General features: G+C 62.0%; 18 protein-coding genes. 7 read left to right on the top strand and 11 right to left on the bottom strand.

Annotation, left to right across the window (positions count from 1 at the left end; all coding sequences use genetic code 11):
* Positions 1 to 297 precede the first annotated feature (297 nt).
* From B6V72_RS18450 to B6V72_RS18495, 11 genes are all read right to left on the bottom strand, one after another.
* Positions 298 to 633 (bottom strand): hypothetical protein, encoded by a 336-nt coding sequence (locus tag B6V72_RS18450; protein ID WP_199224679.1) that lies wholly within the window; start codon positions 631 to 633, stop codon positions 298 to 300.
* A gap of 215 nt (positions 634 to 848) precedes the next feature.
* A complete protein-coding gene (locus tag B6V72_RS18455; protein WP_075777594.1) occupies positions 849 to 1,127 on the bottom strand; it encodes a DUF6522 family protein in 279 nt (92 codons plus the stop codon).
* Positions 1,124 to 1,417, bottom strand: a complete 294-nt coding sequence (locus tag B6V72_RS18460) for a hexameric tyrosine-coordinated heme protein (protein WP_233243146.1) — start codon at positions 1,415 to 1,417, stop codon at positions 1,124 to 1,126. The genes B6V72_RS18455 and B6V72_RS18460 overlap by 4 nt, the downstream gene beginning before the upstream one ends.
* Positions 1,332 to 1,517, bottom strand: coding sequence for a cbb3-type cytochrome oxidase assembly protein CcoS (gene ccoS, locus B6V72_RS18465; protein ID WP_075777596.1), 186 nt, complete (start codon positions 1,515 to 1,517; stop codon positions 1,332 to 1,334). Before ccoS ends, B6V72_RS18460 begins: the two co-directional genes overlap by 86 nt.
* Positions 1,514 to 2,311, bottom strand: a complete 798-nt coding sequence (locus B6V72_RS18470; protein ID WP_075777597.1) for a DUF2189 domain-containing protein — start codon at positions 2,309 to 2,311, stop codon at positions 1,514 to 1,516. Before B6V72_RS18470 ends, ccoS begins: the two co-directional genes overlap by 4 nt.
* Positions 2,312 to 2,324: 13 nt before the next feature.
* Entirely contained in the window at positions 2,325 to 2,483 is a 159-nt protein-coding gene (locus B6V72_RS19255) for a hypothetical protein (RefSeq protein ID WP_168173084.1), read from the bottom strand.
* The gene (gene ccoP / locus B6V72_RS18475; RefSeq protein WP_168173085.1) at positions 2,483 to 3,391 is read right to left on the bottom strand and encodes a cytochrome-c oxidase, cbb3-type subunit III; all 909 of its coding nucleotides are present in this window, start codon (positions 3,389 to 3,391) and stop codon (positions 2,483 to 2,485) included. Before ccoP ends, B6V72_RS19255 begins: the two co-directional genes overlap by 1 nt.
* On the bottom strand, positions 3,384 to 3,548 hold the full coding sequence (locus B6V72_RS18480; protein WP_075777599.1) for a cbb3-type cytochrome c oxidase subunit 3: 165 nt from the start codon (positions 3,546 to 3,548) through the stop codon (positions 3,384 to 3,386). Before B6V72_RS18480 ends, ccoP begins: the two co-directional genes overlap by 8 nt.
* Positions 3,545 to 4,273, bottom strand: a complete 729-nt coding sequence (gene ccoO, locus B6V72_RS18485) for a cytochrome-c oxidase, cbb3-type subunit II (RefSeq protein WP_088726074.1) — start codon at positions 4,271 to 4,273, stop codon at positions 3,545 to 3,547. Before ccoO ends, B6V72_RS18480 begins: the two co-directional genes overlap by 4 nt.
* A gap of 4 nt (positions 4,274 to 4,277) precedes the next feature.
* Entirely contained in the window at positions 4,278 to 5,903 is a 1,626-nt protein-coding gene (ccoN, locus tag B6V72_RS18490; RefSeq protein ID WP_088736312.1) for a cytochrome-c oxidase, cbb3-type subunit I, read from the bottom strand.
* A gap of 19 nt (positions 5,904 to 5,922) precedes the next feature.
* Entirely contained in the window at positions 5,923 to 6,339 is a 417-nt protein-coding gene (locus B6V72_RS18495) for an Rrf2 family transcriptional regulator (protein ID WP_088736316.1), read from the bottom strand.
* Between the two features lie 87 nt (positions 6,340 to 6,426).
* Here B6V72_RS18495 and B6V72_RS18500 point away from each other — a divergent pair, with 87 nt between their 5' ends.
* From B6V72_RS18500 to gdhA, 7 genes are all read left to right on the top strand, one after another.
* Positions 6,427 to 6,870 (top strand): group III truncated hemoglobin, encoded by a 444-nt coding sequence (locus tag B6V72_RS18500; protein ID WP_088736313.1) that lies wholly within the window; start codon positions 6,427 to 6,429, stop codon positions 6,868 to 6,870.
* Between the two features lie 15 nt (positions 6,871 to 6,885).
* Positions 6,886 to 7,371 carry a hemerythrin domain-containing protein gene (locus B6V72_RS18505; RefSeq protein WP_009573823.1) on the top strand — a complete coding sequence of 162 codons (486 nt, stop codon included), beginning with the start codon at positions 6,886 to 6,888 and terminating at the stop codon, positions 7,369 to 7,371.
* Positions 7,364 to 7,708 carry a carboxymuconolactone decarboxylase family protein gene (locus tag B6V72_RS18510; protein WP_075777604.1) on the top strand — a complete coding sequence of 115 codons (345 nt, stop codon included), beginning with the start codon at positions 7,364 to 7,366 and terminating at the stop codon, positions 7,706 to 7,708. Before B6V72_RS18505 ends, B6V72_RS18510 begins: the two co-directional genes overlap by 8 nt.
* Positions 7,708 to 8,127: a DUF488 family protein gene (locus B6V72_RS18515; protein ID WP_088736314.1), complete on the top strand. Its 420-nt coding sequence runs from the start codon at positions 7,708 to 7,710 to the stop codon at positions 8,125 to 8,127. Before B6V72_RS18510 ends, B6V72_RS18515 begins: the two co-directional genes overlap by 1 nt.
* Positions 8,111 to 9,151, top strand: a complete 1,041-nt coding sequence (locus tag B6V72_RS18520) for a nitronate monooxygenase (protein WP_088736315.1) — start codon at positions 8,111 to 8,113, stop codon at positions 9,149 to 9,151. The genes B6V72_RS18515 and B6V72_RS18520 overlap by 17 nt, the downstream gene beginning before the upstream one ends.
* A complete protein-coding gene (locus tag B6V72_RS18525) occupies positions 9,148 to 9,843 on the top strand; it encodes a 5-formyltetrahydrofolate cyclo-ligase (RefSeq protein ID WP_075777606.1) in 696 nt (231 codons plus the stop codon). Before B6V72_RS18520 ends, B6V72_RS18525 begins: the two co-directional genes overlap by 4 nt.
* Positions 9,844 to 9,937: 94 nt before the next feature.
* A complete protein-coding gene (gene gdhA / locus B6V72_RS18530; RefSeq protein WP_075777607.1) occupies positions 9,938 to 11,293 on the top strand; it encodes an NADP-specific glutamate dehydrogenase in 1,356 nt (451 codons plus the stop codon).
* Positions 11,294 to 11,382 lie beyond the last annotated feature (89 nt).

The following is an 11,382-nucleotide window of genomic DNA, read 5'->3' on the forward strand; positions in this document are numbered from 1 at the left end:
GGGCGTCACCAGCCCGTCACCCTGAGCAAAGCCGGGAAACTCTGCCTAAGGGCGGTAGAGCTCTGGGGTGCGGATCAACACCAACCGGGCTCCGGTCGCGGCTGGATGAAAGTTCAGTGGCAGGCCAGGTCGTGCCCGGGGCCACCGCAAGGCCAACCGGTGCGAACCAGACATGCTCTCCCCGGGCGGTTCCCCTCATCTCAATGGTTTCAACAGGGCCCGCCAATGTGACACACGGAAAGCCGGGGGTGGCGATCACGCCACCCCCGACCTTAAGAAACTCTCGGCGTCCCCGTATCATTCGGCGAGCCTCGATTTGGCGTCCTCGTCATGGAAAAGCACGACATGGGCATGGGCCCTGTCCACGCCGGGATGCCCGGCGTTGAAGTAGACGTCGACGCCGGACACCGTGTGACTGCCGATCCCCAGACCGTCGTAGGCGGTCCCGTTCGACAGATCTTCCAACGGCGTCATGTATACCGTGGCCGAGAGCTTGCCGTAATGGTCATAGGCCAGGAACGGGCCGGCTGGGAGCGTATCCGGGTCAACGAACAGCGTGCCGAGAGCCGGGATGAATTCCGGCAGGGGCAGCGCATCGCTGACCTGGATATAGGGCGCGCCCGGGGGTGACATCTGCAGCGGCGTCCTCGTCATGGGCAAGGGCATTGCCCGTGGACAAAGTGAGCGCGATCGCGGCGAGAGTGAGAGCGGATTTCATTTTGCTTCCTTTCAATGTCTGGGGTGCCACAGTCGTGGCCACCTGTCTCTTTGATGCGCCAGAGTCAGAAAGGTTCGCAGAAATGTTTCGCCCTCAGGTTTTGGCGCGCCTGGTTGTGGCAGGTTCCACGTTATCTTGCTTGGACAGCCCTGTTCGGATGACCGACTGGAAACGTGCTCTTGCCCAGAATCTCGCCACGGGCATCCACGATCAACCGCAGGGCGCGGCTCTGGTGACGGAATGTCAATCGCCAACGGCCCGCGTCCTCACCCTCTCCCGTTTCGCAAAGAGATGCGATTTGCCCGCCTTGCATCCGGTGACGGGTTTCTTCGACGGACAGGTCAAACGCGTCGGCCAGAACCAGCGCATCGACGACGAATTGGTCCCCGCGTCGTTCAACGTCGGTCATGTCCTGTCTTGCCAGTAGTCATTTGCCGACGCGACGGTGGCGAAATGCGTCGCGACCACCTGGCTGACAGCGATAAGGGCATCGGAGTCTTCGGCGTATTCCGGCCGCAACCGGTCGCGCACCTCGGCGTCTGGTTGGGTCAGCTTCACAGCGACGCGTGCAAGCTTTACCGCAAGGTCATAACCCTCTTCGGGCGTTGCCGTTTTAAGTGTCGGTAGCCAATCTGCCATCGGGTTTTCCTTCCATTTCGAGTGGGTGATGAGGGGGGATGATGCGCCACGCGGCACCATCAGGGTCATCGAACTGTCCGTTTCTGAGCGCCCAGAAAAACGCGCAGAGACCTAGCAAACCTAGTCCGAGCGAGAGAGGTATGAGCAACAGGAAGCTCACTGCCGCTCACCTGCGATTGCCTGGTAAGCATGCCAGGTGCCGTGACCAAGAACCGGGAACAGGACGATCAGCCCAATCAGGCCGGTTACGACTGACAGGCCCAATCCCAGGGCGACAAACAGACCCCAAACCAGCATGGGGCGCAGATTTTGCACCGCCATGACAAAACTCAGCCCCATGGCGGTCAGCGCATCGGTCTTGCGCGACACCAGCATGGGAATGGAAAAGACGCTGATCGCGAAGGCGAAGGCCGCGAACAACCCGCCCACCAGGGTACCGGTGATAACTAGCGCCCATCCCCGTGGCGTCGTCAATGCGTTGGTCAACGCCTCCTCCGCGCCGGGGAACGGGCTAAGGCCAAAAAACAGCGCATAGAGCAGGTCCGCAGCCCTGAGCCAGAACAGGACGAGCAGTCCGAGCAGCAATCCCGCATAGGCCAATTGCCCGCCCGACGCCGGCCGGAACACCAGCATGTCGGAAAGCGAAACCTGTTCACCCTGCGCCTGCCTGTGGCTTTTCTCGTAAAGCCCGATCGCCAGGAACGGACCGACAATCAGGAAACCGGAGATCGCGGGCAGCGCGAGATACAAGAGATGGCTAGCGTTGAGCGCCCAGAGGACCGCATAGGATACCAGTGTCAGGAACAGCCCATAGGCAAGGCTGGACCACGGAGCCTTGCGGACATCACGCCAACCTGCTCGCAACCAGTCCGCCGCCGAAGTCGATGGCAGGTTGCGTGCGTGGGGCGAGGCCGGCCGATCCGGGTTTCGCAAGGTTGGTAGTGGTTCCAGCATCCCGTTCTCCTTTTCAGCAGGACCGCCTGGCAGGCATCGCCCCGGCCGTTTCGCGGCAATCCGGCTGCGATCGCAGGGCAACGGTCAGCAGATGCGCATTCGCGGCGAGGAACAGCAGGACGGCGGCCAGCGCCGCGCCGCCCGCCAACCGTTTTTGTACGGCCGGCCTCATTATTCGCCTCCTACAGATTGGCCAAGCCGGGCCACATAGAGCGCCAGGAGGTTGATTTCGGCCTCTGACAGGCGACCCGACCAAGCCGGCATCACCCCATGACGCCCGCGTCGGAGCGTTTGCATCACCGTTCCCGGGTCCTGTCCATAAATCACGGCCTCATCCGTAAGGGACGGTGCGCCGATTTCGAGACCGCCGTCCCCTGTCGAACCGTGGCACGAACTGCAATTCTCTGCGAAGACCGTGCCCACGGAACTTTCGAAATCGACAGCTCCACCGGGCATCTCGGAAACGAAATCGGCCAAGGCTAACCGATCAGACCGCTCCATCCAGTCAAAGGCCGGCATTTCGGCATAGCGGGTGTCGGGATCGTCGGCATTGATGCCATGACGGATCGTCGTGGCGATTTCTCCGGCGTCACCGCTCCAGAGCCACGTGTCGTCCGACAGGACCGGAAAGCCCGGCCCTCCCTGCCCGTTCGTGCCGTGGCAAGCCGCGCAGTTATCGGCGAACAGGCGCGCGGCGACGGGCATTGCGGTCGCCATCAGTGTCGCGTCGGATTGCAGAGCGACGAAATTCTCGCCCTCGAAACGAGACAGCCAGTCCTGCCGCCTGTCGGCAAGGCTGTTGAAGCCCTTGATCGCTTCTTCGCTCTGGTCCAGCCCGAGCAAGCCACGTGTGTAATCGCGTCCGGTCGGCCAGGCGGGCAAGAGAACCCAGGCAACGACCGAATAAAGAAACGTCAGCACCAGTGCCCAGATCACGACCTTCGGGAACGCGGTATTGAGCTCGGTGATACCGCCCCAGTCGTGCCCCGTGGTGTCGTAGCCGGTGACCGGATCGGTCTTGCGATTGCCCGTATGAGGATCGGCGCCCGGCAGTTGCCTCGGATCGGTCGGGTTAGTCATCTCCACCCTCCTTTGAAGGCAGCACGGACCGGGCGGCGGCGTCATAGGCCTTGCGCCGTGACGGGCTGTAGGCGCGGATGACGACAATCAGGAAGCATCCCATAAGCCAGATCAGGCCAACCGTCTTGGACAGATAGACCAGCATGTCATGGGTCATTGGGATCCCTCCGCCAGTATCCGGTAGGGCGCATCGGTCAAGGAGCCCAGCGACTGGAGATAGGCCAAAAGCGCATCCATCTCTGTCAGGCGAGACGGATTGCCATCGAAGACACGGGCCGCAGGACGTTCGCCGTAACGCTCCAGAAATCCGTCCACCGCGTCGCTGTCGGGGCGGCTTTGCGCCAGGGCATCGGCTTCCGCCGCCGCGATCATGTCCTCGTCATAGGGTACGCCAAGCCGGGCCAGCGTGGCCAGCGCGTCAGACAACAGATCGGTATCAAGGGGACGCGTCAGCCAAGGGTAGGACGGCATGATCGAGGCCGGCACCACGCTGCGAGGGTCGATCAGGTGCGCCACATGCCAGTCGTCCGAATACTTGCCGCCCAGTCGCGCCAGATCCGGGCCGGTGCGCTTCGATCCCCAGAGCATCGGGTGATCGTAGGCACTTTCCGAGGCCAGCGAATAGGGACCGTAGCGGTCCACCTCATCGGCCAGGCTGCGCACCATCTGGCTGTGGCAGGCATAACAACCCTCGCGGATATAGATCTCGCGGCCCGCCAGTTCCAATGGCGTATGAGGGCGCAGGTCATCGGGAAGCTCAACCGTCTCGTCGATGGTGAACAGTGGCGCGATTTCCACGATCCCGCCAATCGAAGCGGCCACGATGATTGCGGCCACCAGCCCCATGGAGATTTTTTCCAGATTATAGTGCAGTTTCAGCATGGGCTCACTCCGCCGGCTGCGCGACAAGGGGGCGGTCGGTGGCATCCCCCGTCGTTCCGCGCATCGTGGCGCGACAGTTCCAAGCGCAGATCACAGCCCCGGTCAGGAACAGCCCGCCGCCGATGGTGCGCAACAGGTAATAGGGGGCCATCGCCTCCACCGACTGGACAAAACTGTAGGATAGCGCGCCGTTCTCGTTATAGGCCCGCCACATGAGCCCCTGCGTGATGCCGGCATTCCACATCGACACGACGTAGACGAGTGTTCCGGCGACGGCGAGCCAGAAGTGCCATTCGACGGCCCGTGGCGACGCCATCTCCGTCTTGCCACTGAGCTGAGGAACGAGCGTATAGATCGCGCCAAAGACGATCATCGCCACCCAGCCAAGTGTGCCGGAATGGACGTGGCCCACGGTCCAGTCGGTATAGTGCGACAGCGAATTGACCGGGCGAATGGCGAGGAACGATCCTTCGAAGGTCGACAGCCCATAGAACACCGCGGCCACGAACATGAAGCGCAGCGTGGCGTCATCGCGCACCTTGTGCCATGCGCCGTTCAGAGTGGCGATGGCGTTGCCCGCCGAGGCCCAGCTTGGCACCAGCAACATTACCGAGAATGTCATGCCGAGCGTCTGCGCCCAGTAAGGCAGCGCGGTGTAATGCAGGTGGTGCGAGCCCACCCAGATATAGAAGAAGGTGATGCCCCAGAAGCTGACGATCGACAGGCGGTAGGACCAGATCGGTCGCCCGGAACGCACCGGGAGGAAATAATAGAGCATCCCGAGGAACCCCGCGGTCAGGAAGAAGGCAACCGCATTGTGGCCATACCACCATTGCACCATGGCATCCTGCACGCCCGACCAGATCGGAAAGCTCTCTGCAGTCGTCCAGCGCACGGGAAGGGCGATGTTGTTGACGATGTGCAGCATCGCCACGACGAGGATGAAGGCCAGGTAATACCAGTTGGCGACATAGATATGCGGCTCGTTCCGGCGGGCAAGCGTGCGGATATACAAGACGAAATACGTCACCCAGATCACCACCAGCCAAAGATCCGCATACCATTCGGCCTCGGCATATTCCTTGGATTGGGTTGACCCCATCAGATAGCCGGTGACGGCCCAGGCGCAAAACAGGTTGTAGCCGATGAGCACGACCCAGGGGCTCAGATTGTCGGCGAGCCGCGCGCGCGAGGTGCGTTGCAGGACGTGGAAAGACGTGGCGATCAGCGCGTTGCCGCCAAAGCCGAAGATAATCCCGGTGGTGTGCACGGGACGCAGTCGACCGAAGCTGGTAGCCGGCCAAGGAGGCGTTCCCTCTGGCCAGTACAAGAGCGCTGCAACCCAGACTCCGATTCCCATGCCGATCATCGCCCAGATCAGTGTCATGACGAGTCCGAAACGGGTCGGCGCGTCGTAGTAGCGCTGCAACCGATTGGCCGGTGGTTCGGGATCATAAAGCGCGCCGCCGAGCAGAAATGCGAGCGCGATCCCGAGCCCGAGCGCCATGAACCCGTGGGTCGACATGACCCCGTGACGCGCCGATGCAGCCATGGCAAGGCCCATCAGGGCCAACAGGACCGACAGGGCCATGCCAACCCGACGTTCGGAAACCGACAACGATGCTGTCATCTTGATCTGCCTTTCTTCGTCATGCGGCCGCCCGTTCGGGAAGGGCGATATCGGCGAGCGTGGATCTGTTCAGATCGGCGATGAACTGACGCTCCGCCTGTCGAAGCCGGGATTTCAGGCGGCAACATCTCTCGATCGAACAGTCTCCGCCATCCGGCCCGAAACACTCGACGAGCGACTGTCCCTGTTCGAGCAGCCGCACGACGTCGCCAAGCCGGATGTCGGCCGGACTGGATCGCAAGACAGCGCCCCCATTCACCCCGCGTCGGGTCTCGACGATGTCTGCCTGCGCGAGCCGTTGCATGATCTTCGCCAGGTGGTTGCGCGACAGTTTGAACTCCTCTGCCAAATCTGCCGTTGAGAACGCCCGGTCGGGCGCGCTCGCCATCCGCATCAGCATTCGAAGTCCGTAGTCGGTGAAGGAGGTAAGGTTCATGGCATCCCGCAGATCTTCAAATTGGAATTTACAACACCTATTTAGCAGAGATAGCATGAGACTCAAGACCAATTTCCCGAGGGCCCCATGTCGACTGCCGTCTCACAGATCAATTCCGCCCGCCCGCAAATGACTGCCGAGATCATGGCGCGGACCGGGCTGGACGAAGAAAAGCTGACCGAACTGGTGCATTGCTTCTATGGCAAGGTGCGCGCGGATCCGGCGCTTGGCCCGATCTTCGCTGAACGGATTTCGGATTGGGGCCCGCACTTGGAGCGCATGGTGGCCTTCTGGTGTTCGGTCGCCTTGATGACGGGCCGGTATCACGGAGCCCCGGTCCCGGCGCATGTCGGCCTGCCCGTGGATTGGGATCATTTCGACCGCTGGCTGACGCTGTTCCGCGAAACCGCGGCCGAAACCTGCCCGCCCGAAGGCGCGGCGCATGTCATCGAACGCGCCGAGCGGATCGCACGCTCGCTGCATATGGCGGTCGAGGATGCGAAGCCCCGGACAATTCCATCACTGCTCTGACCCGAGGATACGAACATGACAAAACCAATGCCCCCGCAAGACCCGAGCGACCTGACCAGTTTCATCGAGACCGAGTATCACGCAAAACACCGTGCCCAGCTTCCTGAACTGGCGACCTTGTCGGAAAAGGTCGAAGCGGTCCATGCCGGGCAAACGGAGGTTCCCGCGGGTTTGGCCGACCTATTGCACCGGATGATCGGTGACCTGGAAGTTCACATGAAGAAAGAGGAACTGATCCTGTTCCCCGCCATTCGCAACGCGGCGGCGGGGCTGGATGCGCCGATTGCGGCAATGCGCGCGGATCATGACAACCACGAAGCCGAAGTCGGCCAAATCCGGCACCTGACCAACAACCTGACATTGCCGGACGGCGCCTGCCGAAGCTGGACGCGGCTTTATACCGGGGTCGGTGAATTCCTTGACGACCTCGAAGAGCATATCCGGCTGGAAAACGATGTGCTGTTTCCGCAATTCGAAACGCGGGAGACGGGCCATGTCTGAGCTACACCTCCCAAAACCTACCAGGGACCTTGTCGACCGGCGTCATGCCCTGGCACCCGATGCCGAAGACGCATTCCGCGCGTTCTCGAAAGCGGTGTTCTCCGAAGGGGCGCTCGATACACGCACCAAGCAGCTCATCGCGGTGGCCGTGGCGCATGTGACTCAATGCCCGTGGTGCATCGAAGGCCACGTCAAGGCGGCCAAGCGTGAGGGGGCCTCGGGCGAACAGATCATGGAAGCCATCTGGGTTGCATCCGAAATGCGCGCCGGGGCGGCCTGGGCCCACGCGCTGAAGGCGGTGGAGATGATCGGCGACACGGGCCAACCGGACAGCTGATGCCCCCTGCAAGGCCCCCCATCCCCGACACCCCCGGCGAGCGTATCCGCGTCAAGCGGGTCTATCGCGCGGCGCGGGTGTCGGACGGCAAGCGGATTCTGGTCGATCGGCTTTGGCCACGCGGCGTGGCGAAGGACCGCGCCCGGCTGTTCGACTGGTGCAAGGACATCGCGCCTAGCGATACGTTGCGACACTGGTTTCATGCCAATCCTGATCAGTGGCAGGACTTCAGTACGCGCTACCGGGCGGAACTCGCCACGCGCGAAGATTTGGTGTGTGAGCTTGCCGGATACGCGCAGGGCGATGTCGTCACGCTGCTCTATGCCTCTAAGGACGAGGAACACAATAACGCCGTCGTGCTGCGGGACTGCCTGCGCCGATGGTTGGAAAGGGAGGGGAAAAATGACAGACCAACATAGTGCGGAACCTCTGCGAACGCCGCTTTGCGATCTGCTTGGATGCGAGGCACCCGTCCTGCTGGCGGGCATGGGCGGCGTGTCCCGATGGGAACTGGCGGCGGCGGTGGCCAATGCGGGCGGCTATGGGATGTTGGGGATGGTGCGCGAACCCATCGACCTGATCACACGGGAGGTCACCGCGATGCGGGCGGCGACGGACCGGCCCTTCGCCGTCAACCTGATCCCGGCGGCGACAGAGCCGCAGTTGCTTGAGGCACAGATCGCCTGTTGCCTCGATCTTGGTGTGACGGCCTTCTGCTTTTTCTGGGATGTGATGCCGGATGTGGTGGCGCGGGTGAAAAACGCGGGATGTCTCGTATTGCATCAGGTCGGAACGGAGGCCGCCGCGCGGATGGCCGAAGCTGCCGGGGCGGATGTGATCATCGCACAGGGGATCGAGGCGGGCGGCCATGTGCACGGACGAAGTCCCGCCTTCGGGCTGGCGGAACGGATACTGGCCGGGACCGACCTGCCGGTCGTCGTCTCGGGCGGGATCGCGACGGGCGAAGGGCTTGCCGCCGCATTGGCGATCGGGGCCAGCGGCGTGCAATGCGGCACCGCCTTTCTGGCGACCGAAGAATCCTTTGCGCATTCCTATCACAAGTCTCGCATCGTCGAGGCCACGGGCGAAGATACGGTGCTGACCGATGTGTTCGTTCTGAACTGGCCCAAGGGCGCTGCGGTGCGGGTGATCGGCAACAGCGTGACGGAGGGTCTCAAGGGCAATTACCTGGGTCAGGACCCGGACAGCCTGCCGCGCGAGACCATCGCCCATGACGACGATCAGCCCCGTCTGCGCTTCAGCACGGATTCACCCTTGCGCACCACAACCGGCGATCTGGAAGCGATGGCGCTCTATGCCGGTCAGGGCGCGGGAAACATCCCCGATGTCGTCCCTGCGGCCGCACGTCTGAACGCCATGGTCGCGCAGGCCCGGCATATCCTGAAGGGCCCAATCCGTAACGGTTTCACGGCGATATCATGAGCGACGACTTCAAGAGCTTCCGCTGCCAAAGCGGCTTTTCCTCACCGCCCTGCTATGCCGCCGAGGTCGCACCGGAGTATTTCGATCCGCTGGCTGTCGATCCCGAGCAGGCACGTGATGTCGCGCGTTGGCGCAAGGCCGAACGCACCCGTCTGCGCGCCGCCCGTCTGGCACTGTCGGTTGCTGAACGCAAGGAGATCGGCGAGGCGCTGGCCGGGCATCTGCGACAGGTGTTGAAAGACCGCTTCGGCGGGGCACCGGGCAAAGTCTTTTCCGCCTACTGGCCGATCAAGGGCGAACCCGACCTGCGCCCGCTGATGGTCGAGCTTCACAAGGCCGGTATAACCGTCGCCCTGCCACTGGTCGAAACCAGGGCGGCCCCGCTCACCTTTCGCCGCTGGACGCCCGAAACCCGTATGGTGCGCGGCGATTGGAACATACCCGTTCCGCCGCCGGACGCCCCCGTCGTCCGGCCCGATATCGCGCTTGCCCCCCTCGTCGGCTGGACGGCGGATGGCTATCGCCTCGGCTATGGCGGGGGCTATTTCGACCGGACATTGGCGGCGCTTGACCCGAAACCTTTTGTCATCGGCATTGGTTTCAAGTCGGCACAGCTCAAAACCATCTACCCGCAACCCCACGATATCCCTCTCGACCTCATCCTGACCGAGGCCGGATTGCACAGCGGTTGAGGATCAAATAGATGGATTAATAAATGTGCATTTGCCTTGCTGACGCACACATTTTCCGCACCCCTTTGACATTCCCCCTAAAGCGACGAAGTACATGAACAATATCGATGAAAAGCTGCAACCGATCCTTGCCGAAGTGATGCGGCGCAATGCCGGCGAACCGGAATTTCACCAGGCCGTCCACGAGGTGATGGAAAGCCTCGGGCGCGTGGTCGCAAAGAACCCCGATTATCTTGAGCAAGCGCTCATCGAACGCATCTGTGAGCCAGAGCGTCAGATCATTTTTCGCATTCCCTGGGTGGACGATCAGGGCAACGTCCAGATCAATCGCGGCTTTCGCGTCCAGTTCAACTCGGCCCTCGGCCCCTACAAGGGCGGGATGCGTTTCCACCCCTCGGTCAACCTGGGGATCATCAAGTTCCTGGGCTTCGAACAGATCTTCAAAAATGCATTGACCGGCCTACCGATCGGTGGCGGCAAGGGCGGTACGGATTTCGATCCCAAGGGTAAATCCGATGGCGAGATCATGCGTTTCTGCCAATCGCTCATGACCGAACTGCACCGCCATCTGGGCGAGCAGACCGATGTACCAGCCGGCGATATCGGTGTAGGCGGGCGCGAAATTGGATACATGTTCGGCCAGTATAAGCGCCTGACCAACCGCTATGAGTCGGGCGTATTCACCGGCAAAGCCATTGCCTACGGTGGATCCCGCGCTCGGACCGAGGCAACGGGTTTCGGCAACACCTATTTTACCAAGGCCATGCTTGAAACGCGCCAGACCGATTTCGACGGCAAGCGCGTGGTCGTGTCCGGTGCGGGAAATGTGGCCATCCACACCATCGAGAAAGTGCAGTCATTTGGCGGCACGGTCATCGCCTGTTCGGATTCCAGCGGTTATGTCATAGACGACGCTGGGATTGACCTGTCCTTGCTTCAGGAAGTCAAGTCCGTGCGCCGCAAGCGCATTTCGGAATATGCCCGGCTTCGCGGGGATAGCGCGCATTTCGTGTCGACCGACAAAGGATCAATTTGGGATTTGCCCTGTGATGTGGCGATGCCCTCGGCCACCCAGAACGAATTGACGGGCAAGGATGCAAAGTCACTGGTCAAGAACGGTGTGTTGGCTGTCGGCGAAGGCGCGAACATGCCCTGCACCCCCGAAGCAATCCGAATCCTGCGCGAGGCCGGCATCCTGTTCGGGCCCGGCAAGGCGGCGAACGCGGGGGGCGTTGCAACGTCGGCACTGGAAATGCAGCAGAATGCCAGCCGTGACCGTTGGAGCTTTGAGCAGACCGAACAACGGCTGGCACAGATCATGAAGAGCATCCATGATCGTTGTGCTGAAACTGCCGATGAGTATGGCGCGCCCGGCGACTATGTCCTGGGCGCCAACATCGCCGGTTTCGTGCGGGTTGCCGAAGCGATGCGTATGCTTGGGGTGATCTGAGCCAATCCGAAGAACTATCGGAAGACCAGGGCGATCTCTTCTTTGCCAAGCAGCCTCCACTCCCCGGGGTCGAGGCTGTCTGGCAGGCA

Source organism: Thioclava sp. F34-6, assembly GCF_002213235.1.
Taxonomy (GTDB): Bacteria; Pseudomonadota; Alphaproteobacteria; order Rhodobacterales; family Rhodobacteraceae; genus Thioclava; species Thioclava nitratireducens.